Raw genomic sequence first — 26,512 nt, forward strand, 5'->3', positions numbered from 1 at the left:
TTCTTTAAAAGGTTACACCCATATTCGCGATCGCAAAAAAGATCAGCTTTGTCGGCTACAAACCGCTATAATTGGTAGAAACACCTCCCAGTTGTTGGTCAAGAACAAATGTATCGAAAAGAGGAGCAACCTTTACCGCCCCCAGAAAAATTTGAATTACCTTTCGAGGGCAAATTGTCCCCCAATAATTGTTGGGTAATCATGGCAGAGTTGATACCTTGGGATGATTTTGAGGAAGAATATGCTAAACTTTTTTCAGCGGAAAAAGGTGCGCCAGCCAAACTATTTAGAATGGCATTAGGGACATTAATTATTAAGGAAAAATTAGGAACAAGTGATAGAGAAACTATAGAACAGATTAGAGAAAATCCCTATCTACAATACTTTATAGGTTTAAATTGTTATCAACAAGAGCCACCACTGGAATCTTCAATGCTAGTTCATTTTAGGAAAAGAATTGATGGAGAATTGATAAACAAAATCAATAAAAAAATAGTAAAAAGAGAAATAGACAAGAGTGATAAAGAAGTAAAAAAAAAGGATTGTCTCCAAGAAAAAGGAGAAAAAATAAAAAATAAAGGTAAACTAATTTTAGATGCGACTTGTGCGCCAGCAGACATCAAATACCCAACGGATTTAGGCATATTAAATCAAGCCAGAATTGAGACAGAAAGAATAATAGATAATCTTTATAAACCATTAAGAGTAAAATTGAGAAAAAAGCCGAGAACTTCTAGAAAAATTGCTAGAAAGGAATACTTAAAAGTAGCTAAAAAACGAAAAGTATCTTACCAAGAAAGAAGAAAAGCTATCGGGAAACAGTTAAAATACCTTAAGAAAAATTTAGGAAATATAGAAGACTTAATTCAAGCTGGGGCTTCCCTGGAAAATCTGAGTAAAAGACAGAAAAATTGTCTAGAGACTATCAAAAAAGTTTATGAACAACAACAGTCAATGTGGGAGAATAAGACCCAGAGTGTTCCTCAAAGAATTGTAAGTTTAACTCAACCGCATATTCGTCCAATAGTGAGGGGAAAAGCAGGAAAACCAATAGAGTTTGGAGCTAAACTCTCAGTAAGCTGTGTAGATAACTATGTGTTTCTAGACAAAATAAGTTTGGAAAACTTCAATGAATCTTGTCATTTAAAAGAACAAGTAGAAAAGTATAAAGAAACGTTTGGCTATTATCCCGAATCCGTCCATGTAGATAAAATTTATCGAACTAGGGAAAACAGAAATTGGTGTAAGGAAAGAGGGATAAGAATCAGTGGTCCGAAGTTAGGAAGACCTCCGAAAATGTCAGTGAAGAAGAAAAGAAACAAGCCCACTCCGATGAATGCTTCCGTAATGCTATTGAGGGAAAGTTTGGACAAGCTAAACGAAGATTTAGCCTAAATCTCGTGATGACAAAACTCCCTGAAACCTCCATTACATCTATTGCTATTACATTTTTAGTTGTCAATCTTTCTAAACTTCTGAGGCAGTTTTTGTCGCTTTTTTTGTCCTTATTTACTAATAATAGAACAGGGAAACTCATCAAACCGCCTTTCATTAATTTTGATTATACTTTAAACAATTTTTATGTACTAAAAGTTATTGATTTGTCAGAAAATTCTTGGTCAAAAGTGGCATAAATTTTGGAGAAACTTTTTCAGCAAACCCTAAATTAGTGGAAGATGGCAAGTTAGAGGTGAGAATTGGGATTCCCGTCGATAAAATAAGCATAATTAGGCGTAAAAGTCAATATTCTGTATTAATTAATAATAAACAGTATGGTGCCAAGCTTTCTGCAATTTTACCAGAAGTAGATGCTGCTACCCGTACTCAGACCATCATTTTAAACCTAGAATCCAGTGCAGGGTTTAGAGTTCCCCAAGGTGCGATCGCTCGTTTAAATGTGAATGAAACCATTGCTCAATCAGGGTTTTGGTTACCGACTACAGCGTTAATTAAAGGCGATTGGGGTTTGTGGTCTTGTTATGTGGTTATTGAAGGGGAAAATGGCACACAAATAGTTGAAAAAAGAGATATAGAGATTTTATATACCGAAAGTAGTCGAATTTTAGTCAGAGGAACGATTAACCCAGGGGATAGGGTTATTACTCAAGGAACTCAACGAGTTGTACCAGGACAAATTGTGATCAGTGAATAGTTAACAGTTAACAATTATGGATTTTTTATCAATTACATTTCTGATCTTGATTTTCTATCAATTACACTTCTGAATTACATTTCTGTGGGATAGCACACTCTACGTATTGAGAAACTTCTGACTTCTGACTTCATAAAATGGCTACTATCTTTTATCGAAATTTACGCTTATTAATCCTAACAATTCTCCTAATCCTTTTTGTGGGGTTATCTTCCTTTCAACTACTTCCGCGTATGGAAGATCCTGAACTCCTATCACGGGTAGCAACCATCACCACTTTTTGGCCAGGAACAAATGCTGAACGGGTGGAATCGCTAATAACCGAGAAATTAGAGGATAAATTGCAAGATATTGAGGAAATTAAAAACTTAGAATCCGTTTCTCAAAGGGGACTTTCCTTAATTACTGTAGAGTTAGAAGACTCAGTTAAGGAAGTTGATCCAATTTGGTCCCAAGTCCGAGGTAAACTGAATGATGCTCAAGTTAATCTCCCCAAAGAAGCAACCGAACCCGAATTTGAGGAATTAAAAATCAAAGCCTATGCAATGTTAATTGGCCTAACCTGGGAGGCGGATAATGAACCAAACTATGCTATATTACGCCGTCGTGCGAAGATGCTAGAAGATGAATTACGGTCAATTTCGGGGACAGAAGAAGCAGAATTACGAGGAGAACCCGATGAAGAGATTTTAGTGGAAATTAACCCCATTACCCTATCTAGTTTAGGGTTAACCCCACAACAAGTGGCTCAAACCATTGACGAAAGTGACGCTAAAGTCGCATCAGGACAACTCAGAAACCTAGAAAATGAGTTATTGCTAGAAGTTGATACAGAGTTAGACAGTTTAGAGAGAATTAAACAAATACCTCTACAATCTTCTATTTCTAGTCAAATCACCCGTGTGGGGGATATTGCCTTAGTCAGTAAAGGAATTAAACAACCACCCTCAGATATAGCAATTAGGTGATTTCCAAGAAAAAGTTTCCCACCCATTCTCAGAATCTGTTTGTAGAACATCTCAAATAAGCGAAAAGGGAAAAATAAAAAGTTGTTCGCGGATACTTTCCGCGAACAAAAACCTCCCTATCTAAAAGAAAGAAATACGCTAACTTTTAAATTAGCTTTGACTATTTTTAAAAAGGAAATTCACTTAATTTTACACTCTTATTAACTTTTTAGACTAACTGGGTCTAATCAAAATATCCCATTTAGGTAAGTGAGGATTACGTTCTAAACGTTTCTCAATTTCCTTCATCTCTTTTTTCGTTAAAGAAATGCCTTTTTGATAAACTTTTTTACTTAACTTAACTATCGGATTTAAGCCTTTCCATGTCATAGTTTTTACCCAAGCTAACATCGTTTGAGCATTTCTCAGAAGTGTTCCTTTCCAATGCCTCTCTAAAATTCCCCAACATCTTTCTATGGGATTATATTTACTGTGATAAGGAGGAAAATATAGTAATTGAATAGATTTCTTAGTTTGGTCGGCAAACTCTACCATTCTCTTCAAAAATTGCCTTCTTATTCCACTATTTTCTGGTCCATTATCAACTTTAATTTGGATGTTCTCTAGTTGCTGCTTTTCATTTATACTCAGACTTGTCCACCATTGCTCCAAGTTATCTACCATGAAATCACTCGTTTTATAAGAACTTCCAAAAGTTACATAAAGTTGCCCTGTATCTTCATCTACAATCCCACAAGGAACGTATTTTTCTTTAGTTCCCATATCATGATCTTGAGCTTGATTATAACCTCTGGTTTGTCCGCCACGTGAATATTCTCCTATTTCCACAGTTGCTTTACAATCCATACTTAAACGTTTCACAGAAGGGTCTTTTTTTCTATCTTTTTTCTCTATATTCTCGAAGATAGCGTCTGTCTCCGAGATTTTTTTTTAGGTTTAGCTTTTACCACTTTTCTTAATCGATAGCCCAAACGATTTAAAATATCTGCCATTGTCGAAGCAGCAGGAACCTCCTCTCCATTATATCCTAGATTTCTTAATTGTTTAATGGCTTCAGCCGCCGTTAATCTTGTATAGGCAATGGGGTTATTAAATGTGGGGTTTTGTTGTGCGTGAGCTTCGGCTATTTCTTTCAATGATTGGGCAACTATTGGGTATCTTTCCTCCCATTTTTTACATCCACTATTGACTGATTGTAATCCTAAACACACTATCCCAGTTCGTTTTTCATGTAATCCAAGTTGAACATTTTTTCTCCCCCAACCAAACACGATTTCGGTTTGTCTGGCACTTCCTCCACAATACTTGAGACACATTTCAGCTTGAAATGAACGACGCTCTGCTCCCGTCATTTTTGAGGCTGCTAAACGTAAATCATCGACCATCGACGGGGTTAAGGGATGATTTGTCTGTTTTAGCTTTAATTTACTCTCTCTAATCTTTTTACCTCTTCATTTTAATCTATTCCTTCTGTTTTTTCAGACAAGCCAATTATGAAATTTTAAAGTTGTGTACCAAGATCCGCTAACTCTCTGTTCCTTTTATTTCTTGAAAGCCTTTAGTCCAAGCGATTACCCCCTATGGGAAAAGCTTTCTCGGAAATCACCTTCCCTGGGTGGTCATATTTTGGTCCGCGTTTAAATCCTTTTTTGCGTTTCTTTTTGTCAGAAGGCTTTTTTAGTTGGTCTGATGATGGGGGGACTGAACTGTTTTTTGAGTTACGGTTTTTTAGCTTATCTCTCTCTTCTTTCAATTTTTCAATTTCTTGCTGTTGTGTAGAGATTTGTTGTTGTTGCTGGTCAATCAGTCTTTGTTGAAGAGATAACTGTTGTTGTGCCTTGACTAGCCACTCAATCATGAAGACATTGTTCGCCAACTGTTCATCGGCGATAGCTCTAACTAGCTTTGAATCAATGGTAGCATTTGTGGTCATAACCCCCACTATACATAAAAATCCCCGATTTTACCTTTATGTTGTCAAGACAGATTCTTTATTGCGGTGAGCAATTACTGTTTCTTTTCTTCTTCACTGACATTTTTCGGAGGTCTTCCTAACTTCGGACCACTGATTCTTATCCCTCTTTCCTTACACCAATTTCTGTTTTCCCTAGTTCGATAAATTTTATCTACATGGACGGATTCGGGATAATAGCCAAACGTTTCTTTATACTTTTCTACTTGTTCTTTAAAATGACAAGATTCATTGAAGTTTTCCCAACTTATTTTGTCTAGAAACACATAGTTATCTACACAGCTTACTGAGAGTTTAGCTCCAAACTCTATTGGTTTTCCTGCTTTTCCCCTCACTATTGGACGAATATGCGGTTGAGTTAAACTTACAATTCTTTGAGGAACACTCTGGGTCTTATTCTCCCACATTGACTGTTGTTGTTCATAAACTTTTTTGATAGTCTCTAGACAATTTTTCTGTCTTTTACTCAGATTTTCCAGGGAAGCCCCAGCTTGAATTAAGTCTTCTATATTTCCTAAATTTTTCTTAAGGTATTTTAACTGTTTCCCGATAGCTTTTCTTCTTTCTTGATAAGATACTTTTCGTTTTTTAGCTACTTTTAAGTATTCCTTTCTAGCAATTATTCTAGAAGTTCTCGGCTTTTTTCTCAATTTTACTCTTAATGGTTTATAAAGATTATCTATTATTCTTTCTGTCTCAATTCTGGCTTGATTTAATATGCCTAAATCCGTTGGGTATTTGATGTCTGCTGGCGTACAAGTCGCATCTAAAATTAGTTTACCTTTGTTTTTTATTTTTTCTCCTTTTTCTTGGAGACAATCCTTTTTTTTTACTTCTTTATCACTCTTGTCTATTTCTCTTTTTACTATTTTTTTATTGATTTTGTTTATCAATTCTCCATCAATTCTTTTCCTAAAATGAACTAGCATTGAAGATTCCAGTGGTGGCTCTTGTTGATAACAATTTAAACCTATAAAGTATTGTAGATAGGGATTTTCTCTAATCTGTTCTATAGTTTCTCTATCACTTGTTCCTAATTTTTCCTTAATAATTAATGTCCCTAATGCCATTCTAAATAGTTTGGCTGGCGCACCTTTTTCTGCTGAAAAAAGTTTAGCATATTCTTCCTCAAAATCATCCCAAGGTATCAACTCTGCCATGATTACCCAACGATTATTGGGGGACAATTTGCCCTCGAAAGGTAATTCAAATTTTTCTGGGGGCGGTAAAGGTTGCTCCTCTTTTCGATACATTTGTTCTTGACCAACAACTGGGAGGTGTTTCTACCAATTATAGCGGTTTGTAGCCGACAAAGCTGATCTTTTTTGCGATCGCGAATATGGGTGTAACCTTTTAAAGAATAGGGTTTTGCTTTTATTCAGCAAACCCTAAATAAGTTAGCAGAATCTGAAGAAGAATTAAGACAGTTAGAAAGATATGAAGAGGAGATCACATCCTACGACAAAGCTTTAGAAATTAAACCTGATGATCATCAAGCTTGGAATAACCGAGGGGTTGCTTTACGTAACTTAGGAAGATATGAAGAGGCGATCGCATCCTACGACAAAGCTTTAGAAATTAAACCTGATAAACATGAAGCTTGGAATAACCGAGGGAATGCTTTAGGTAACTTAGGGGGATATGAAGAGTCGATCGCATCATACAACAAAGCTTTAGAAATTAAACCTGATAAACATGAAGCTTGGAATAACCGAGGGAATGCTTTAGGTAACTTAGGAGGATATGAAGAGTCGATCGCATCATACAACAAAGCATTAGAAATTAAACCTGATGATCATCAAGCTTGGTATTTTCGAGGGAATGCTTTATATAACTTAGGAAGATATGAAGAGGCGATCGCATCTTATGATCAAGCATTAGAAATTAAACCAGATAAAGATAAAGCTTGGTATAACCGAGGGATTGCTTTACATAACTTAGGAAGGCTAGAAGAGACGATCACTTCTTGGGATAAAGCATTAGAAATTTCATCTAATGATTATGAAGCCTGGTATTGTCGAGGGAATGTGTTATTTTTCTTAGGAAAGCATGACGAGGCCTTAGAATCCTATCTCAAAGCAAGAGAATTGCAACTTGATTATGATGAAGTTTGCATTAAAGTATGCAATTTATTTCATCCTACTAATTCTTTTCGTCCGCCTATAAATATACTAGAACGGATGATAGAGCTTAAGATGGCCGATTATAACGAATATAACGGATTGAGATCACTAGACGAAGGTTACGACGAAAAAATAATGAATAAATTGAAACAATAAATATCTATTGTAGGGACATAATATTATTATGGCCGCAAATGGCATTATAGCGTTTCTTAGACTTATGAGGTACACCCTGCCCTCCTGTAGAGACGTTGCATGCAACGTCTCTACAACAAACTATGTACCTCACGAGTATGAGAAGTGCTATATGTCCAGATAATACCCTCAATTGGGTTTTTAGCCAGGGAATTAGGTTAAATCGCTTCGAGATCGCTTTCTCCAGTGCGAATGCGAATAACCTGGTCGACAGGAGAAACAAAAATCTTGCCATCTCCAATTTCCCCTGTACGTGCAGCCCCTCTCAGCTTGTCAATAACCATTGCTACCTGATCATTCTCAACCACAATTTCCAGCTTCAATTTTTGTAGAAATTCTACCGTATATTCCGAACCGCGATAACGTTCGGTTTGTCCTTTTTGTCGTCCAAACCCCCGAACCTCAGAAACTGTCATACCAACAATTCCCGCATTGACTAAAGCGATCTTTACTTCGTCTAATTTAAAGGGGCGGATAATCGCTTCTACCTTTTTCAAAGTGGGTTACTCCTCGTAATCTAGGTTTACTCGTTGTCTACTATAGATATAAATTCCCACCCAGTTGCCCATAAACCCTAAGATTTTTAAGTATTGATGAGTATTGATCCTCGAAAAATCCAAATCCAGTTACAAAAACCTGAACTTCCCCTACATATCTTTGATACAGTTACCTCCACAAATCAAGTGGTTTGGGACTTATTAGCAGAGGGAAACCCCTTCCCTCTGATGGCGATCGCTTCTCAACAAACAGCAGGAAGGGGACAATGGGGCAGAAACTGGGTTTCTGCGGTGGGGGGACTTTATCTATCCATCGGTCTAAAATTGCAGATAACAGCCCAAAATGCTCCCCATTTAACCCTCTTCAGTGCTTGGGGTATTGCTGAGAATTTACCTCGTTATGGACTACCCGTAAAATTAAAGTGGCCTAATGATCTTATTTTGCAAGGCAGAAAATTAGGGGGAATTAAAAGCGAAACTCGTATTCAACAAGAGACAATTACCCACTGTGTCATTGGTGTAGGGATTAATTGGTGTAATCAAACACCAGATCCAGGGATTACCATTCAATCTTACGACAAACCCCATAATATTGACAGTTTAGAAACCTTAGCGGCCATTACCACCAATGGAGTCTTTCGGGGTTATGACCATTATTTGAGCAATGGGATTGATAATTTACTGAGAAATTATATAGAAATCTTGGATAGTGTCGGCCGTAAAGTTATCATTGAAGGAATGACAGGAACTATCATCGGTGTTAGCACTCAAGGAGAGTTAAAGGTTTCTTTGCAGGCCCCTGGGTCAAAAACCACCCTGAAACTACCACCAGGAACCCTATCCCTTGGTTATTCACAAGGGGAAACATGACCTAATTGAACATTAACAAGAGGAAGGTTTAAGATTATGCAAGCGATTTATATTCCCCATTTACTCAACGCTCCCAATAGAACCCAAACCCTTGTTTTTGATGATTTTATCCCTGAATTACAAAGTTTAACCCCCTTTCGTGGGAAAATGATGGTTCGTCACGGAGGAACTTTTTTGGAAGTGGGGGTTAAAGGAGAAACTATTATTACCTTAACCTGCGATCGCTGTTTACAACGGTATAATCGTCGTCTTGCTCTAGATACTTCGGAAATTATTTGGTTAGATAAAGACGCAGAGTTACCGCAAAATTATCCTCAAGAAAGAGAAGTTTCTTTGGAAGATTTATCAGAAACTTTATCCCCAGATGGACATTTTGATGCTCAAGGTTGGCTTTATGAACAATTATGTTTAGCGGTTCCTTTAAGACAATTATGTGGTAAAGATTGTCAACCCCCAAAAACAAAAACAGAGGAAAATGAACCAAAAATTGATAGTCGTTGGTCTGGTTTAGAAGCTTTAAAGCAACAATTACAGAACTAGACAAGACCCCGTTCTTAATGACGGGGTTTAAGTGAGTTGACAACAGTTTCCTTAAGTTCAGTAATGGGGGATAAATGGTGAATAAGATTGATAAAGTTGCTCTTTTTGGTGGTACTCATGGCAACGAGATGACGGGAATTTATTTGATTAAAAAATATCTCCAAAACCCCGATTTAATTGAGCGTTCAACTCTTAAAGTTTTTCCATTTTTATCTAATCCTAGAGCAATTGAATCCAGAGTTAGATATACAGAAATTGATTTGAATCGTTGTTTTGGTTCGGAGGAAATAGACAATTTAGATAATTTTTTATATGAGCAACTTTTAGCTAAAACCATTCATCAAAAGCTACTCAATGAGCAGATAAATTTTGTTGTGGATCTCCATAGTACAACAGCTAATATGGGATTAACAATTATTCTTTCTGATACAGATGATTTTCATCTACAACTCTGTAGTTATTTAAGCAGTATTTATCCCGAAATTAAGGTTTTATTCTATGCTTCAAAGGAAAAAGATAAATTGTTGAGAAGTAATACAGAATTAGGATTGACCATTGAAATAGGTGCAGTTGCTCAGGGAGTCTTAGATGCAAATTTATTTATTAAAACAGAAAAGATTGTTGAGAGTTTATTAGATTATTTAGACAAAAAAAATCAAGATCAAATTCCTGAAAAAAGTCATAAATTAGGATTTTATGAAGTATTTGAAAGACTTGATTATCCCAGAATAAATGAAGAAATAGCAGCTATGATTCACCCTAATTTACAATTTAAAGACTATAAACCTCTTAATCCAGGGGATGATTTATTTATTACTTTCGATGGTAAAACTATCACTTATCAGGGTGATTCAACAGTTTACCCTGTCTTTGTGAATGAAGCAGCTTATTATGAAAAAGGAATTGCTATGTGTTTAGCTAAACAACGGGAAATAGTTGTAAATTTTAATAATGGATAATGGATAATGGATAATGGATAATGGATAATGGATAATTACAGAGATAGAATATAGAATGACATTTGATTCTACATTCTATCTCACTGCCTTGGTCAAATTTCTAGTAGTAGAATTATTAACAGAGTAGATGTTAAACAGGCAAACAATGTCCTAATTACATTCCACTTATTCCAACGGGGTTCAAAGTTTAAACGTGCTGTTTTTAATGTACTTTCATCCATATCCATAACATCCCAAGTTTGTAGTTTATTATTCAGTGGAACATTAATGGTAAAAGTGGGTAATTGAACACCAAAAATGTAAATAAATGTACCAACAAGAAGCAGAGGAAAAAATTGATTTAATTGTCCAATGCCAAGTATGGCAGAAGTGATTAAAAATATTACTGAACCAACCCAAACTAAAACAAAAATTGGTTGATTGTTCTGAATAATACTATCTATCACCTGAAAAGCACGAATAAACTCTCGGTCATTTAAACGTTGTATTCCCGGCATCACTACTAGGACAAAAGCAAACAAAAATCCAGCGACCAAAGAACAGAAAAGTGTGGCTATACTTAGGGTTTGCTGAAAAAGTTTCTCCAAAATTTATGCCACTTTTGACCAAGAATTTTCTGACAAATCAATAAGTTTTAGTACATAAAAATTGTTTAAAGTATAATCAAAATTAATGAAAGGCGGTCTGATGAGTTCCCCTGTTCTATTATTAGTAAATAAGGACAAAAAAAGCGACAAAAACTGCCTCAGAAGTTTAGAAAGATTGGCAACTAAAAATGTAATAGCAATAGATGTAATGGAGGTTTCAGGGAGTTTTGTCATCACGAGATTTAGGCTAAATCTTCGTTTAGCTTGTCCAAACTTTCCCTCAATAGCATTACGGAAGCATTCATCGGAGTGGGCTTGTTTCTTTTCTTCTTCACTGACATTTTTCGGAGGTCTTCCTAACTTCGGACCACTGATTCTTATCCTTCTTTCCTTACACCAATTTCTGTTTTCCCTAGTTCGATAAATTTTATCTACATGGACGGATTCGGGATAATAGCCAAACGTTTCTTTATACTTTTCTACTTGTTCTTTTAAATGACAAGATTCATTGAAGTTTTCCCAACTTATTTTGTCTAGAAACACATAGTTATCTACACAGCTTACTGAGAGTTTAGCTCCAAACTCTATTGGTTTCCCTGCTTTTCCCCTCACTATTGGACGAATATGCGGTTGAGTTAAACTTACAATTCTTTGAGGAACACTCTGGGTCTTATTCTCCCACATTGACTGTTGTTGTTCATAAACTTTTTTGATAGTCTCTAGACAATTTTTCTGTCTTTTACTCAGATTTTCCAGGGAAGCCCCAGCTTGAATTAAGTCTTCTATATTTCCTAAATTTTTCTTAAGGTATTTTAACTGTTTCCCGATAGCTTTTCTTCTTTCTTGATAAGATACTTTTCGTTTTTTAGCTACTTTTAAGTATTCCTTTCTAGCAATTTTTCTAGAAGTTCTCGGCTTTTTTCTCAATTTCACTCTTAATGGTTTATAAAGATTATCTATTATTCTTTCTGTCTCAATTCTGGCTTGATTTAATATGCCTAAATCCGTTGGGTATTTGATGTCTGCTGGCGCACAAGTCGCATCTAAAATTAGTTTACCTTTGTTTTTTATTTTTTCTCCTTTTTCTTGGAGACAATCCTTTTTTTTTACTTCTTTATCACTCTTGTCTATTTCTCTTTTTACTATTTTTTTATTGATTTTGTTTATCAATTCTCCATCAATTCTTTTCCTAAAATGAACTAGCATTGAAGATTCCAGTGGTGGCTCTTGTTGATAACAATTTAAACCTATAAAGTATTGTAGATAGGGATTTTCTCTAATCTGTTCTATAGTTTCTCTATCACTTGTTCCTAATTTTCCCTTAATAATTAATGTCCCTAATGCCATTCTAAATAGTTTGGCTGGCGCACCTTTTTCTGCTGAAAAAAGTTTAGCATATTCTTCCTCAAAATCATCCCAAGGTATCAACTCTGCCATGATTACCCAACGATTATTGGGGGACAATTTGCCCTCGAAAGGTAATTCAAATTTTTCTGGGGGCGGTAAAGGTTGCTCCTCTTTTCGATACATTTGTTCTTGACCAACAACTGGGAGGTGTTTCTACCAATTATAGCGGTTTGTAGCAGACAAAGCTGATCTTTTTTGCGATCGCGAATATGGGTGTAACCTTTTAAAAAATAGGGTTTTGCTTTTATTCAGCAAACCCTAAGTAGAAAGACTAAAGAAGCAGGAAAATTTATTTTAGCAACTAACTTAGTAGAGGAAAATAAATTAGAAGCTAGTGAAATTCTGATAACTTATAAAAACCAGCAATCTACGGAAAGAGGATTTCGATTTTTGAAAGATCCCTTATTTTTTACTGATAGTTTCTTCGTTAAAAAACCAGAAAGAATAGAAACAATGTTATTTTTAATGTCTTTGTGTTTGTTGATTTATAACTTGGGGCAAAGAGAATTAAGAAATTGTTTAAAAAGAGTCAAAAAAGGAATAAATAATCAAGTAGGGAAAGTAACATTGCGTCCGACTTTGAGGTGGATATTTCAATGTTTTCAAGGTATTCATTATGTGATTTTAAACGGAGTTAAACAAATTGTCAATTTAACAGAAGAAAGGCGTTTTATATTGAGTTTATTACCTGCATCTTGTTAAAGATATTATCTATAAATTGAATTGGATAAAGCAAAAATAATAAAAGAATAAGAGTCTAATGATATCAAATGAGAAGAGGAAACTCTCCTTCGTTTGTGCTGAGTCTTGCTAAGTTTTCAATGAGTATAAATCTTCTTAATTTGATTATTTTTCCTAAAAATTTAATGAAAAGAGAAATATTCTTGCCCAGGTATGATTTTCGGACTTTTTGAAACTATGTATTTTTTTATACTACATTTTGAAGTGCGGAATCTGGGTTAAAATTTAGTGTTTGTAATAACCAAGTAATTTCTGAGGGTACATAATATCTTTCATTGCAGTTAATTGTTTTTTTGTTGCCCAGATCATCTTCAATATTAAAAATGCTCGACTCTCGAAAAGTCATTAAATCAAAAGAATGATTTTCCGTGTTTCCAGAATTAATATTATCATCCATCAAATCTTTAACGGAATGATAGAGGGGATATAAAGCATTTAAAGCCGTAAAAATAAACAGTCCCCCAGGTTTTAAAGCCTTAGCTGCACTAGCAAGAATTTGGAAATTCATGTCATCGGTTTCCATTAAACAAAATCCCCCTTCACACATAATATAGACCAAATCGAATTCATCAATAAAAGGTAAATTTCTAGCATCATGTTTATAAAACTCAAGAGATAAATTTTCCCCAAGCACTTTGTCTTTAGCCCTGTTTAATAGGGAATCTGACAAATCGATACCTACTACTTGATAACCTCGTTTGGCCAATTCAATAGAATGTCTGCCTGTTCCACAACCGATATCTAATATTCTGGTATTTTTATCATAATTAATTTCTTCTTCAAGAAAATCACACTCACCAACAGTTCCTTTAGTAAACCCTTCTTGATCGTACTTAAGAGCGTAATTTTCAAATAATTCTTCGTACCACTGTTTCATGATTTTATCTTAAGGGAATAAATGTGACAGGGATATCATAACTTGTTGACAACTCCACTGCCCTTATGGCGAGTGAATTCTTCCTTCACCGCTCAACGCCTTGCAAAAGCAGTGCCTTTGCTTGGTCTGACTCGAACTCCAGAAGCAGCAGCGAGATGCCCTCCCGCCAAAATTCGTAATCCTTCATCTTTGATATTTTTAGCAGCGTTTATGTCACGATCATGGGTAGTTTGACAATGCTCACAAGTCCAGGTTCTAACATTAAGTGGCAAACTGTCCACTTGTGTTAGGCATACGTTACAGGTCTTAGAGCCAGGAAAAAACCTATCAACTTCAATGTAAGTTGTTCCTTCCCATTCTGCTTTATACTTAAGCATGGTGCAGAACATCCCCCAACCAGCGTCGCTAATAGACTTGGCTAGGCTATGGTTCTTAACCGCCGACCCACCTTGAATTGAATTCAAGGTGGAAAGCGGCGGTGCATTCCGCACCATGTTTTTGACCGCCAGATTTTCTACTACTATGACTTGGTTTTCGTCAACTAAATTACGACTTAGCTTGTGTAGAAAATCCTCACGACATCGGCTTATCTTTTCATGAACCTTAGCAACTTTAACTTTAGCTTTATTACGGTTACTAGAGCATTCTTGCTTACGGCTAAGTTGTTTTTGTTTAATTGCTAACTTTTTCTCATACTTACGATAGTATTTAGGATTACCGTGCTTAGTACCGTCGCTAGTTATAACGAAATGGGTTAACCCTACATCAATACCGACCGCCTTGCCTTGAGAGTTAGGCTCAGGCTTTTCTTTCCCATCATCGTACAAGCAAGAGGCGTAAAATTGACCAGAGGGGGTCATAGAAACAGTTACGGACTTAAGCTTACCTTGGGGCAATTTAGATACCTTACAGTAGACTTTCTTTATTTTAGGTAATGTTAAGTAGTCCCCTTCTAGCTTGATTCCTTGAGGAAATCTGATAGATTGTTTTTTATGCCTCTTCTTGAAATTAGGGTACTTGGCGCGCTTCCCAAAGAAGTTAAGAAACGCACTGGACAAGTCTAAAGCTACCTGCTGTAAAGCTTGTGAAGGTGCTTCAGGCAGCCATTCGTACTCTTCTTTAAGTGTAGGTAAAAGTTTAATGATGTCGTTGCGACTCAACCCTTTACCAGTGTCTTTGTAGGTTTGGCTTGTTAGGTTAAGAGCATAGTTGTAAAACCAACGAGCGCACCCAAAAGACCTAATTAACAAGTCTTTTTGGGCTTCTGTTGGATATATACGGTACTTGTACGCTTTTAACCTTATCTTTACCAAACTTACGACACTATGTTAAACTAACCAGTTAGGTAATGTCAACCCCTAAATCAAGTCCCCCTAAAAGGGGGAGGTTTTAAACCCAATTTTTCGATAAGTTGCAAAAATAACCAGATCAACTCCGAACTCCGAAATCCGTTTGATAACTGAGCAACGATAACGCATGACAATTCGATACAATATTGTCAACGAGACATAATCAAGCTAAACTCTCGAACGAACACTATCCGCGATTAAATGGAGTAGCTGGAGAAACAAACACACATGGGCAAAGTAGTCGGCATTGATCTGGGGACAACTAATTCTGTCGTTGCAGTAATGGAAGGCGGAAAACCAGTCGTGATCGCCAACTCAGAAGGAATGCGTACTACCCCTTCTGTGGTTGGCTTCAATAAAGATGGAGAATTAGTCGTTGGACAAATGGCCAGACGACAAGCGGTTTTGAACCCCCAAAACACCTATTATGGGGTGAAGCGGTTTATGGGACGAAAATACCCAGAATTAACCCCCGAATCAAAACAAGTTCCCTACACCATCCGTCGGGATGAATACGGTAGCATTAAAATAAAATGTCCTCGCCTCAAAAAAGACTTTGCTCCCGAAGAAATTTCAGCTAAAATTCTCCGTAAATTGGCAGAAGAAGCGGAACGCTACTTAGGAGAACCTGTTACAGGAGCCGTGATCACCGTTCCGGCCTATTTTAACGATTCCCAACGCCAAGCCACTCGGGACGCTGGCAGAATCGCTGGATTAGAGGTTTTACGAATTATCAACGAACCCACAGCAGCGTCATTGGCCTATGGGTTGGATCAAGAAAGGTCACAAAAAATTCTCGTCTTTGACTTAGGAGGAGGAACTTTCGATGTATCTGTGTTGGAAGTGGGAGATGGAGTGTTTGAAGTCAGAGCTACCAGTGGGGATACCCAACTAGGAGGAGGAGACTTTGATAAACGCATTGTCGATTGGTTGGCCGAGCAATTTTTAGAACAGGAAAAAGTCGACCTTCGTAAAGATAGACAAGCATTACAACGGCTGACAGAAGCAGCAGAAAAGGCGAAAATTGAGCTATCAGGGGTCAGTGTCACCGATATTAACCTCCCCTTCATTACTGCCACCGAAGAGGGTTCCAAGCACATAGAAACCCGTCTGATGCGCCCTCAATTCGAGGATCTCTGCGGAGACTTAGTAAGTCGTCTCACTCGTCCCATTAAACGGGCTTTGAACGATGCTAGATTAACCCCTGTACAGATCGATGAGGTGGTGTTAGTGGGTGGGGGGACTAGAATGCCCATGATCAAAGCCCTGGTACGGAGTTTTATCGATAAAGAACCCAACGAAAATGTTAACCCCGATGAAGTAGTAGCGGTGGGGGCGGCCATTCAATCGGGTATTTTGGCAGGGGAAGTGAAAGAAATCTTGTTATTGGATGTTACTCCTCTGTCTTTGGGTTTGGAAACCATTGGAGGTGTCACTAAAAAGTTGATACCCCGTAACACCACTATTCCTGTACGTCGTTCCGATATCTTTTCTACTGGGGAAAATAATCAAACTATGGTAGAGGTTCATGTGGTGCAAGGAGAAAGGGAAATGTCTAAGGATAATAAATCCTTGGGACGGTTTAAATTAACAGGGATACCACCAGCACCAAGGGGCATTCCTCAAGTGCAGGTAGCTTTTGATATCGACGCTAACGGAATTTTACAGGTGACGGCACGCGATCGCACCACAGGCAGAGAACAAAGTGTGGTGGTTCAAGGTGCTTCTACTCTTAGCGAAGGGGAAATTAATCGGATGATTAATGAAGCAGCGGAGTTTGCTGAGGAAGATAGACAGAGAAGGGAAAGGATCGAAAAACGGAATAAGGCCAAAGCTCTAACGGATCAGGCATTACGTCGTTTAAAAGACGTTACTTTGGACTTTGGAACCCAATTTACCAGTGGTTATCGTCGTCAAATCGAAGCTTTAAATGCAGAGATCATGGATAGTTTAGATAAAGACGACGAAAGACGACTAGATCGGGCGCAAGCAGACTTAGAAGATGTTTTGTACGAACTGAAGCGAGAAGTGCGTTTACAATATGAGGATGAAGAAGATGAGGGCATTTTTGATTCTATCCGTCGTACCCTAGTGGGAGACGATGAGGACGACTATCCTTATACTCCCCGTGGTTCAAGTTATGGTAACGATTATGATACACCCCGTTATCCAGAAAGATCAGACTATGGACAACCCCGTTACGATGAACGTCGTTATGATGAGCGTCAAACCTATGGTTCTCCTCCTTCTCGTTATGAACGCAATGATCGTTACGATGACGAATACGATGAATGGGACAGCGGCGATCGCCCCAGTCCCCGATCCCGTCGTCCTTCTCCTGAACCCCGTCGCTATCCTCCCAAAGACTCCGATAGCTATTACACCCGCGATCGCTCCCGTCGTATTCCCAAAGAAAACCAATGGGATGAAGAGGATGATGATTGGTTTTGAACTACCACACGCTGACGCAAGCGTACAGCGTGGGTTTCCTACCCAGAGACAAGCACAGTAGTAGATTTCTTGCGTCCTCTATTACTGCGGCTTACAGTCTGGCGATAGGCTTTGTCCCGTGTCCCACAGGTCAAAATTCGTAGTCCCTCTTCTCTGAGGTTAATTGCAGCATTAACATCCCTGTCGTGTGTTGTATGGCAGTTATTACAAGTCCATTTTCTGACATCAAGGGGTAAACTACCCACTTGATTTAAGCAAACATGACAAGTCTTTGAGGAAGGGAAAAACCGATCAACTTCAAGATAGGTTTTTCCATCTTGTTCTGCTTTGTATTTAAGCATGGTCATGAACATTCCCCATCCCACTTGTCCTATGGCTTTAGCCAGACAATGGTTTTTCATCATACCTTTAACGTTAAGATTTTCTGTCACAATGACTTGGTTATCGTCAACAATCCTACGAGAGAGTTTGTGTAGAAAATCCTCACGACAGTTAGCTATTTTACGGTGTACTTTTGCAACTTTCCTTCTAGCGTTATTACGGTTATTAGAACCTTTTTGTTTTCTAGATAGTTATTGCTGCTTAAGTTTTAAGTTCTTTTCATATTTGGTGAGAAATCTTGGATTATCAAATTTAGAGGCATCACTGGTAATAGCAAAATGGGTTAAGCCTACGTCAATACCGACTGCTTTTCCTTCTGTTGATGCTTCTGGCTTTTCTTTACCATCATCAAATAAGATAGAAGCAAAGTATTGACCACAACAGTTTTTACTGATAGTTACAGTTTTAATCTTACCCTCAATAGGTCTATGGATAACTGCTTTTACATCTCCAATTTTAGGAATTTTCAAGTAGTTATCAAATACTTTGACGTTTTGAGGGTACTGTATAGACTGCCTACCACGTTTCGACTTAAATCTAGGATACTTAGGGTTTGCTGAAAAAGTTTCTCCAAAATTTATGCCACTTTTGACCAAGAATTTTCTGACAAATCAATAAGTTTTAGTACATAAAAATTGTTTAAAGTATAATCAAAATTAATGAAAGGTGGTTTAATGAGTTCCCCTGTTCTATTATTAGTAAATAAGGACAAAAAAAGCGACAAAAACTGCCTCAGAAGTTTAGAAAGATTGACAACTAAAAATGTAATAGCAATAGATGTAATGGAGGTTTCAGGGAGTTTTGTCATCACGAGATTTAGGCTAAATCTTCGTTTAGCTTGTCCAAACTTTCCCTCAATAGCATTACGGAAGCATTCATCGGAGTGGGCTTGTTTCTTTTCTTCTTCACTGACATTTTTCGGAGGTCTTCCTAACTTCGGACCACTGATTCTTATACCTCTTTCCTTACACCAATTTCTGTTTTCCCTAGTTCGATAAATTTTATCTACATGGACGGATTCGGGATAATAGCCAAACGTTTCTTTATACTTTTCTACTTGTTCTTTTAAATGACAAGATTCATTGAAGTTTTCCAAACTTATTTTGTCTAGAAACACATAGTTATCTACACAGCTTACTGAGAGTTTAGCTCCAAACTCTATTGGTTTTCCTGCTTTTCCCCTCACTATTGGACGAATATGCGGTTGAGTTAAACTTACAATTCTTTGAGGAACACTCTGGGTCTTATTCTCCCACATTGACTGTTGTTGTTCATAAACTTTTTTGATAGTCTCTAGACAATTTTTCTGTCTTTTACTCAGATTTTCCTGGGAAGCCCCAGCTTGAATTAAGTCTTCTATATTTCCTAAATTTTTCTTAAGGTATTTTAACTGTTTCCCGATAGCTTTTCTTCTTTCTTGATAAGATACTTTTCGTTTTTTAGCTACTTTTAAGTATTCCTTTCTAGCAATTTTTCTAGAAGTTCTCGGCTTTTTTCTCAATTTTACTCTTAATGGTTTATAAAGATTATCTATTATTCTTTCTGTCTCAATTCTGGCTTGATTTAATATGCCTAAATCCGTTGGGTATTTGATGTCTGCTGGCGCACAAGTCGCATCTAAAATTAGTTTACCTTTATTTTTTATTTTTTCTCCTTTTTCTTGGAGACAATCCTTTTTTTTTACTTCTTTATCACTCTTGTCTATTTCTCTTTTTACTATTTTTTTATTGATTTTGTTTATCAATTCTCCATCAATTCTTTTCCTAAAATGAACTAGCATTGAAGATTCCAGTGGTGGCTCTTGTTGATAACAATTTAAACCTATAAAGTATTGTAGATAGGGATTTTCTCTAATCTGTTCTATATTTTCTCTATCACTTGTTCCTAATTTTTCCTTAATAATTAATGTCCCTAATGCCATTCTAAATAGTTTGGCTGGCGCACCTTTTTCTGCTGAAAAAAGTTTAGCATATTCTTCCTCAAAATCATCCCAAGGTATCAACTCTGCCATGATTACCCAACGATTATTGGGGGACAATTTGCCCTCGAAAGGTAATTCAAATTTTTCTGGGGGCGGTAAAGGTTGCTCCTCTTTTCGATACATTTGTTCTTGACCAACAACTGGGAGGTGTTTCTACCAATTATAGCGGTTTGTAGCCGACAAAGCTGATCTTTTTTGCGATCGCGAATATGGGTGTAACCTTTTAAAGAATAGGGTTTTGCTTTTATTCAGCAAACCCTAATTACAGGTTTACTTGCTTCTGGTTTACCCTTAACAGGAATGTTACTTTATCCCCCTTTAAGATTAAGACAATTAAAAGCTCAATATCGCCGTCAAGAATCTAAAAAATTGATTGAACCGTAACAGTTTTAATTTAATACAGAGTTTGGGCATAATAGTATTATGCCCCTACGAGGATGAGAATTTATGAATGATTTGTTGTAGGGGTTTAATACTATTAAAACCACTCCACCTGTGTATAACATCAAAAAATCATGCTAACCACTGACAAACCTACTAACCCAAAAGCTGATCGAGTTGTTTTATATCATATTGGTTGGCAACAATTTAATAACTTATTAAAAGACTTAGGAAATAACCGTTCCGCTAGAATAGCTTATGATCAAGGAACATTAGAAATTATGACCCCTTTACCCGAACATGAATATTTTAAAGAAAGAATCAGCGATACAATTAAGGATGCTGCTGACATATTAGACTTAGACTTTGAATGTTTAGGATCAAGCACATGGAAACGAGAAATTAAACAAGCAGGAGTTGAACCGGATAACTGTTTCTACTTCCAAAACGAACCCTTAATTAGAGGGAAATTAACCTTTGACTTAAATCAAGATCCTCCCCCAGATTTAGCTTTAGAAATTGATTTAACCAGTAAATCTTTAGATCGCTTGCCAATTTATGCTCGTTTAGGCGTTCCTGAAATATGGTGTTATGATTCTGGCAAACTAAAAATTTATCAATTAGAAAAAGAAACTTATATCGAAACAGAAAAGAGTTTTATTTTTCCTGCTCTTAACATTAAAGAAATTCCCAGATTAATTGAATCATACCGTGAGTTAGGAAGACATACTTTCCGCAAAGCTGTTAGGGAATGGGTGAAAGAACAAATTATGATTTAAGTCTTTTTCTCAATTTCAACTAAACGATAACGTTCAACATCATTAAGGTCTTTGAAAGAATGAATAAATTTTTCTTGATAACCCTTATTCTCGATAATTTCTCCATCCTCTCCTTTAGGGTTATCTCTATCGGACTCCCCATAAAGAAGATAAAGACAGCTAGTATTAAGAGTTTCTAATTTCTCCAAGTCTTTAATTTTCCATCTTCCCATATCTAATTTATTTTGAACAACATCTACCCCATATTGTTGATATTGACTGGGAGGCATTTGGGCAAAAAATGGGATCATGATATAAGCATAAGTTCCATAAACATGATCACTATAAACAATACATTCATAAGAAGTTTTTTCAGCATAGCTGATGGTTTCTCCTAAAGTTGATAACCAAACATCTGTATGCCAACGGGGATATTCAAAGACATATCGCTGAGAATAAATAACTAAATTAGCGAACATAACTCCCATGAGCAAAAATATGGCAGCCTTTTTCCATATACCTTGAGAAAAGTCAGTTATTTTACCAACAGCATAACCAGAAATAATCGCAAATAATGGAGTAACTAGTAAAGTCCTAACCGCACTCTCTGGAGAAATAAAAGCAGCAGGAATGGGGTATAATACTAACCATATATATAAGATCCATTTATGATAGGTTTTCTCTTTAATCAGGAGTAGTAAACCTGCCAAAATTAAGGGTATTTGAAATGAGTAAAGTCCGGCCATATTATTAATCTTATGACGAGGACTGGGATCACCTTCAAAAAACAAGAAATCTAAACTAAAATAGGAAAAATAATCACTAACAATTTTATTAAAATCTGTTTGAATTCCTACTGTATTAGCTCTAGCCATTCCTTCGGGAGATAATTGATAAATAATTTGAGGAATAAATAGAATAGAAAAAGCAATTAAAGCCCACGTTGTATAATATCGATTTTTCCAAAGATGTTCCCAATATATAGCACCTAATCCCAGTAAGAATAAAGGAATAAAAACTCTAGAAGAATTGTACGTATAGATACTAATACAAAATAGTAAACTTGAAGCAACTAACCATTTGGGCTGCTTAAAACTCTTGAAAAATAAGAAAAGACTTAAACAAAATAAACAGGGAACCAAAATCGCTCGAAACGTGACACGACTAAAATGTATATGCCAGGGTAATATTGCTAAAAATAGAGCAGATAAGAGACCTATTTTTTGATTAAAAATTTCTTTAGCAAGATGGTACACTATGAAAACTGTTAAGGTTCCAATCACAGCGGAAGTAATTCTTGCTCCAAAAGTGGTTAATCCAAATAGTTTAATGAAGGGAACCATGAGGTACGTATAAAGTCCTTCACGGTAATCATTAGCTGATTTAAAATACCACGGTAAAAACTCTCCATATTGATCCCGTAAAGTATGAAGAATTGAATAAGCATCGTAAGCATTGGATGCTTCATCGGTAAACAAACCACTGGGTATGCTTCCTAGAAATACTACTCTTAATAGTAAAGCGGTAATTAAGATAGCTGGCAAATAGAGGGAAGTATTTTTAAATTTAGTTAACATTTTACAATTTAAGATTTTTGGCTAAGAAAACAGAAAAAATCAGTAAACTACCTATTATTTTAAAATTTTTCTCCCTTGACATTTCTCCGCAACATATTCAGGACTTATATCAAACTCTCCTTGAAGAGAATAATTGCGAGGAGGATGGAAATAAGAACTATAGAAAAAAGTATGAGGTCCTTCACCAACTAAGCAAACAGACTCACCATCTTTTATCTTTGCCAGCACTTCTTGAGACACATTAGGCTCGATATAATCTGATAAGGGAGAAAAGGAAGGCTTGCTAAAAAAGTAATTTGTTTTCTCCATAAAAATAAACATAAAAGCTGCTGCAACTAAGGCAAAATATTGTGGTTTAAGAATTCGTTTATCGGGTAATAAGTCTAGATTATGACACAGTAAATAACAATTTAGAGAAACAAAAACTATCATCCAATACATATAGTATCGAAGTTCATAAGCTTGAGGCATCAATGGTGTTAATGCTGTCATAATCAACATTAAAATCATAGCGACTTTAGCCTGAGCATTGAAGTTTCTGATGCACAAATAAATAAATAAACAGAGGTTAACTAGGACATAACCGCCAAAATAACCACCGATACCAAATCTTTCTTCATCCCACGAAATAAAGTCCATAGCTAAAGTCCAAGGCCAAGGTCTTCTATCATCAAAAGCATTAATTTCCAATACCGACCTTCCCCAGCGTAGATGTGGAGGAAGCTTTCTTATATTTTCGTGCATGAAATTAGGAGCAGCTTCGTTATGATTGAGAACTATGCCAGCAATCTCAACTTTAACGGGATAAAATGGATTTTGATAAACAATGATATTTTTGATTGGAGTCGCAAAAATCAATAAACTTGCTAATAAACATAACAAGAAACTCTTAATTGCACGAGGACTATTAATTTTTTCATTTTCTGTTTGACCGTATTTCAAAATTACTTGTGGCAAAACTGTCAGCAAAATTAAACAAACCACAGGAATTAATTGAAATTTAATATGTGCCGCTCCTGCTGCTGAAGCGATAATAAGGAGAAACGTTTTGTTATTTAAGGAAATCTTATTAACATACAGTAGATAAGTTGTCAAAATTAAAATAGAAACACAAACATTCCCCGGTAAGTCAATATAACTTCTAGCTGCGTGCATATGAACCATCGGCACAGCTAACAAGGAGAGAGTAGCCAAATAAAAGGGTATTTTTAGATAAAACTTTAGATAAGAGATGATAGTAATTAGACTAAAAAAAGCGAGTAAATTGGTTGCTTCTGGTCTTTGAAATATTTTCCAAAAAAGTCCTTGTAAAAAGTTGGCTAATAGGGGAAATCCCTTGAGACGATGTTCTAAATTGTATTCAAAAGTATATTGTTCGGGGGAGATAATACCCCAAATCCTAGCAGCAAAAGGAAGATGATACATATAGGCATCTCCCCCATAGTTACCATCAAAAAAGCTAATCTGAAAAATAGAAAATAGTATAGTAATAGAACCGACTGTTAACAATATTTTCAGGGTTAACTGAGAAACTATCTTGGATAGAAAATGGTTAGTGTTTTTGTTATTTTGTAAAATAGGAAATGTTATACTCAGTAGTCCTCCTATTCCTAAAAAAGCTCTAATTTTTCGTAATAGTGAGCCGTCAATATATCCGAAATAACCAACTATTCCCAACATTAATGCTAGGGAAATTAAGACTAAACCAAGAAGTGTTATTTTTTGTTCTCTTAGTCCAAAAATAAACGGAATATTTTTGAGGGCTGGCACAGCAACATATACCAGGGATGATGTAGTTAAAATGATGATGCCGAACACGAAACTAATCAGAGGAATAAACATAATTTTGAAATTTTAGTTTATATACTCTGGATTAGAATTAATTTCTAATCCAGCTTAAAGTTTATACTTAGTGCTAGAATCAAATACTATATATAAAGATTAGTGGGCAAGTTTTTGAAGTCGCTAATCTCAATAATTCTTGCTCCTTGGACTGACAAAGTATCGTCAAAGGTTTCATGAAGAAAGTCGAAATAAAGGTCTATTTTTGATGTCTCAGAAAGATGAATCACCCAATCACGATAACTAGAAGCCAATAAATTACTATAAGCGTGGTAACGAAAAATAGGTTTATCCCCTACTTTAACCCCACAAGTTAAGTCATTATCGGTTCCCTGTGCCGTAAAAACAACATCGATTAAGTAGCGTCCTTTATCCAAAATTAAAGGTGTTTTTAACCCAATAGAACCGTTTTCTTTGCTATAAAAATTAGAAGCATCTAGGGTGGTTCCTTCTCGGAAGCTAAAAGGGGGATTGTAAGGTACTTCTGATAAACGTTCTTGATGGATATAAAGATTGTTGCGGATAGCGACTCCTGGGGGATAATCTTGGGCATTTTCGATGGTTTGATAGGTATTCAAATCAATAGAAATATACCCTTTCTCTAATAAGAAATCTAAACAACGAGTATCTTCTGGCTGGGTTTCTAAAATTAAATGGGGCTTGGCCGATTCGATGGTTTTGGACATTCCTTTAACGGCATCAAATTCTGCCCCTTCGATGTCCATTTTAACTAGATTAGGAACTAATTTGATATGTTCAACAAAATCATCTAGAGCAATAGTTGAAACCTCATAACCTTGAGTTCCTGTTGATTGTTCTGCGTAGATGCTATCGTTGAGATGACTGCCTAAATAAATGGGAACTTTACTGTAGGATTTGTAATAGACTGCCGCATGAAATAACTGCACATTACTACACCCACTAAGGACAATATTACGCTGACATTTATCAACAATACGGGGACTAGCTTCAAAGGAACAAACCACCCCTTTAGGTCCCACCATTCGAGACATAACGGTGCTTAAACCTCCAAAGTTAGCACCCACATCAAAAACTACATCACCAGGACGGCATAAGTCTCTCAAGGCTAATTGTACAGGAGGTTCCCAGAAGTTGCCCTGATACCAGGGAGAAATACCATACATTCGTACTTCTTCTAGTTTCTGATTGAGTCCTAATTGTTGATCAATTTCTGGGGCTAAACCTTTACTTAGTTTTGCTTTTAACCATTCTTTCAGTTGTTTCATGATTCAGTTTTCTCCAATTTAGTTAACCATAAAAATGCGTGTTGTTCGTGACAATTATCGTTAAAAATACGATAATCTGGCTTTAATCCTAAGCTTTTTTCTTCATCCCAGGTTGCTAAATGTTCTTGTTCGATTTGTTTGGCTAACTTCCGAGTTTGTAGAACTCTGCTTAACGGGGGAAATCGAGATAATTTAGGCATCCAATCTAAAGAACGATAAGCTTGTAATAAGGTTTCAATTCCTTTGAAATACTCTAGAACTTTTGATTACTGCGATAAAAGGTTTGACCACCGCCAACCTTACTAAATAAATCGAAATCAGCAATCAGGACTTTCATAAGATACTAATTAATCACTTTTTTATAGTTTCGCCTTGGTTGACAGAATCAATTAATTCTTGGTTTAAGGCTAATGATGGCATCCGTAAAATACTAAGCACAATTTAAGGGTTTGTCAACTTATTTTATCGGAAGTCAGTGAGTTGAATGTTTAACCTTAACTTAGTTTATGATAACTAACCTAAGATTATCGGCTTTTCGTCATAGAAAATATAATCTAAAATAGAGGTCAATGATGTTGCTGACGTTGACTCATTGCCAAAAGTTCCCTGAGAAGGCAGTTATCAGTTATCACCTCAATAGAAAAGTTCGTAGTGAAG

General features: G+C 36.3%; 18 protein-coding genes and 6 pseudogenes. 10 read left to right on the forward strand and 14 right to left on the reverse strand.

Annotation, left to right across the window (positions count from 1 at the left end; all coding sequences use genetic code 11):
* Window positions 1-108 precede the first annotated feature (108 nt).
* The 3 genes from CWATDRAFT_RS04155 to CWATDRAFT_RS04165 all read left to right on the forward strand — a co-directional run bounded on the left by CWATDRAFT_RS04155 (window position 109) and on the right by CWATDRAFT_RS04165 (window position 3,120).
* Window positions 109-1,634, forward strand: a protein-coding gene (locus CWATDRAFT_RS04155; protein ID WP_085961738.1) for an IS5-like element ISCwa2 family transposase whose coding sequence is annotated in 2 segments (ribosomal slippage) — window positions 109-1,294 and window positions 1,294-1,634 — 1,527 coding nt in all. Because the reading frame shifts where the segments join, the coding sequence is not laid out codon by codon here.
* Complete coding sequence (locus CWATDRAFT_RS04160; RefSeq protein ID WP_007303812.1) at window positions 1,616-2,152, forward strand: efflux RND transporter periplasmic adaptor subunit; 537 nt, start codon at window positions 1,616-1,618, stop codon at window positions 2,150-2,152. The genes CWATDRAFT_RS04155 and CWATDRAFT_RS04160 overlap by 19 nt, the downstream gene beginning before the upstream one ends.
* 137 nt (window positions 2,153-2,289) lie before the next feature.
* Window positions 2,290-3,120, forward strand: a complete 831-nt coding sequence (locus CWATDRAFT_RS04165) for an efflux RND transporter permease subunit (RefSeq protein ID WP_007303813.1) — start codon at window positions 2,290-2,292, stop codon at window positions 3,118-3,120.
* A 213-nt stretch (window positions 3,121-3,333) separates the two neighbouring features.
* On the opposite strand, the pseudogene CWATDRAFT_RS41630 reads toward CWATDRAFT_RS04165, so the two are convergent.
* The 3 pseudogenes from CWATDRAFT_RS41630 to CWATDRAFT_RS04185 form a co-directional block, all read right to left on the reverse strand.
* Window positions 3,334-4,505: pseudogene (locus tag CWATDRAFT_RS41630) on the reverse strand (ISAzo13 family transposase).
* 221 nt (window positions 4,506-4,726) lie between these two features.
* A pseudogene (locus CWATDRAFT_RS04180) lies at window positions 4,727-5,062 on the reverse strand (DUF6444 domain-containing protein); the annotation flags it as partial.
* 68 nt (window positions 5,063-5,130) lie between these two features.
* Window positions 5,131-6,345, reverse strand: a pseudogene (locus tag CWATDRAFT_RS04185) (IS5-like element ISCwa2 family transposase); the annotation flags it as partial.
* Between the two features lie 171 nt (window positions 6,346-6,516).
* Here CWATDRAFT_RS04185 and CWATDRAFT_RS32845 point away from each other — a divergent pair.
* Window positions 6,517-7,173: pseudogene (locus tag CWATDRAFT_RS32845) on the forward strand (tetratricopeptide repeat protein); the annotation flags it as partial.
* Window positions 7,174-7,568: 395 nt separating this feature from the next.
* On the opposite strand, the gene CWATDRAFT_RS04200 reads toward CWATDRAFT_RS32845, so the two are convergent.
* A complete protein-coding gene (locus CWATDRAFT_RS04200; RefSeq protein ID WP_007303819.1) occupies window positions 7,569-7,907 on the reverse strand; it encodes a P-II family nitrogen regulator in 339 nt (112 codons plus the stop codon).
* A gap of 96 nt (window positions 7,908-8,003) precedes the next feature.
* On the opposite strand from CWATDRAFT_RS04200, the gene CWATDRAFT_RS04205 reads away from it, so the two are divergent.
* From CWATDRAFT_RS04205 to CWATDRAFT_RS04215, 3 genes are all read left to right on the forward strand, one after another.
* The gene (locus CWATDRAFT_RS04205) at window positions 8,004-8,777 is read left to right on the forward strand and encodes a biotin--[acetyl-CoA-carboxylase] ligase (RefSeq protein ID WP_007303820.1); all 774 of its coding nucleotides are present in this window, start codon (window positions 8,004-8,006) and stop codon (window positions 8,775-8,777) included.
* Window positions 8,778-8,813: 36 nt separating this feature from the next.
* A complete protein-coding gene (locus CWATDRAFT_RS04210; protein WP_007303821.1) occupies window positions 8,814-9,317 on the forward strand; it encodes a YceD family protein in 504 nt (167 codons plus the stop codon).
* A 74-nt stretch (window positions 9,318-9,391) separates the two neighbouring features.
* Complete coding sequence (locus tag CWATDRAFT_RS04215) at window positions 9,392-10,276, forward strand: aspartoacylase (protein WP_007303822.1); 885 nt, start codon at window positions 9,392-9,394, stop codon at window positions 10,274-10,276.
* Window positions 10,277-10,368: 92 nt separating this feature from the next.
* On the opposite strand, the gene CWATDRAFT_RS04220 is transcribed toward CWATDRAFT_RS04215, so the two are convergent.
* Together CWATDRAFT_RS04220 and CWATDRAFT_RS04225 are read right to left on the reverse strand one after the other, a co-directional pair.
* Window positions 10,369-10,863 carry an anthrone oxygenase family protein gene (locus CWATDRAFT_RS04220; RefSeq protein WP_007303823.1) on the reverse strand — a complete coding sequence of 165 codons (495 nt, stop codon included), beginning with the start codon at window positions 10,861-10,863 and terminating at the stop codon, window positions 10,369-10,371.
* Between the two features lie 3 nt (window positions 10,864-10,866).
* Window positions 10,867-12,393 (reverse strand): IS5-like element ISCwa2 family transposase, encoded by a 1,527-nt coding sequence (locus tag CWATDRAFT_RS04225; RefSeq protein WP_007303824.1) that lies wholly within the window; start codon window positions 12,391-12,393, stop codon window positions 10,867-10,869.
* A 129-nt stretch (window positions 12,394-12,522) separates the two neighbouring features.
* Here CWATDRAFT_RS04225 and CWATDRAFT_RS04230 point away from each other — a divergent pair.
* A pseudogene (locus CWATDRAFT_RS04230) lies at window positions 12,523-12,972 on the forward strand (IS1634 family transposase); the annotation flags it as partial.
* Window positions 12,973-13,198: 226 nt separating this feature from the next.
* Here the strand turns inward: CWATDRAFT_RS04230 and CWATDRAFT_RS04235 are convergent.
* Together CWATDRAFT_RS04235 and CWATDRAFT_RS04240 are read right to left on the reverse strand one after the other, a co-directional pair.
* Window positions 13,199-13,888, reverse strand: coding sequence for a class I SAM-dependent methyltransferase (locus tag CWATDRAFT_RS04235; RefSeq protein ID WP_007303826.1), 690 nt, complete (start codon window positions 13,886-13,888; stop codon window positions 13,199-13,201).
* A gap of 92 nt (window positions 13,889-13,980) precedes the next feature.
* Window positions 13,981-15,201, reverse strand: coding sequence for an RNA-guided endonuclease InsQ/TnpB family protein (locus tag CWATDRAFT_RS04240; RefSeq protein WP_007303827.1), 1,221 nt, complete (start codon window positions 15,199-15,201; stop codon window positions 13,981-13,983).
* Between the two features lie 264 nt (window positions 15,202-15,465).
* On the opposite strand from CWATDRAFT_RS04240, the gene dnaK reads away from it, so the two are divergent.
* Window positions 15,466-17,688, forward strand: coding sequence for a molecular chaperone DnaK (gene dnaK, locus CWATDRAFT_RS04245; RefSeq protein WP_007303828.1), 2,223 nt, complete (start codon window positions 15,466-15,468; stop codon window positions 17,686-17,688).
* Window positions 17,689-17,726: 38 nt separating this feature from the next.
* Here the strand turns inward: dnaK and CWATDRAFT_RS04250 are convergent.
* Window positions 17,727-18,623: pseudogene (locus tag CWATDRAFT_RS04250) on the reverse strand (RNA-guided endonuclease InsQ/TnpB family protein); the annotation flags it as partial.
* Window positions 18,624-18,646: 23 nt separating this feature from the next.
* Window positions 18,647-20,173, reverse strand: coding sequence for an IS5-like element ISCwa2 family transposase (locus tag CWATDRAFT_RS04255; RefSeq protein ID WP_007303831.1), 1,527 nt, complete (start codon window positions 20,171-20,173; stop codon window positions 18,647-18,649).
* Window positions 20,174-20,565: 392 nt separating this feature from the next.
* Between CWATDRAFT_RS04255 and CWATDRAFT_RS04260 the strand changes: the two genes are divergently transcribed.
* Window positions 20,566-21,210 (forward strand): Uma2 family endonuclease, encoded by a 645-nt coding sequence (locus CWATDRAFT_RS04260; RefSeq protein WP_007303832.1) that lies wholly within the window; start codon window positions 20,566-20,568, stop codon window positions 21,208-21,210.
* On the opposite strand, the gene CWATDRAFT_RS04265 is transcribed toward CWATDRAFT_RS04260, so the two are convergent.
* The 4 genes from CWATDRAFT_RS04265 to CWATDRAFT_RS04280 all read right to left on the reverse strand — a co-directional run bounded on the left by CWATDRAFT_RS04265 (window position 21,207) and on the right by CWATDRAFT_RS04280 (window position 26,055).
* On the reverse strand, window positions 21,207-22,766 hold the full coding sequence (locus tag CWATDRAFT_RS04265; protein ID WP_007303833.1) for a glycosyltransferase family 39 protein: 1,560 nt from the start codon (window positions 22,764-22,766) through the stop codon (window positions 21,207-21,209). The genes CWATDRAFT_RS04260 and CWATDRAFT_RS04265 overlap by 4 nt on opposite strands.
* A gap of 54 nt (window positions 22,767-22,820) precedes the next feature.
* The gene (locus CWATDRAFT_RS04270; RefSeq protein ID WP_007303834.1) at window positions 22,821-24,608 is read right to left on the reverse strand and encodes a hypothetical protein; all 1,788 of its coding nucleotides are present in this window, start codon (window positions 24,606-24,608) and stop codon (window positions 22,821-22,823) included.
* Between the two features lie 86 nt (window positions 24,609-24,694).
* Window positions 24,695-25,855 carry an FkbM family methyltransferase gene (locus tag CWATDRAFT_RS04275; RefSeq protein WP_007303835.1) on the reverse strand — a complete coding sequence of 387 codons (1,161 nt, stop codon included), beginning with the start codon at window positions 25,853-25,855 and terminating at the stop codon, window positions 24,695-24,697.
* A complete protein-coding gene (locus tag CWATDRAFT_RS04280; protein WP_007303836.1) occupies window positions 25,852-26,055 on the reverse strand; it encodes a hypothetical protein in 204 nt (67 codons plus the stop codon). The genes CWATDRAFT_RS04275 and CWATDRAFT_RS04280 overlap by 4 nt, the downstream gene beginning before the upstream one ends.
* Window positions 26,056-26,512 lie beyond the last annotated feature (457 nt).

This window comes from Crocosphaera watsonii WH 8501 (assembly GCF_000167195.1).
In the GTDB taxonomy this organism is placed as follows: domain Bacteria; phylum Cyanobacteriota; class Cyanobacteriia; order Cyanobacteriales; family Microcystaceae; genus Crocosphaera; species Crocosphaera watsonii.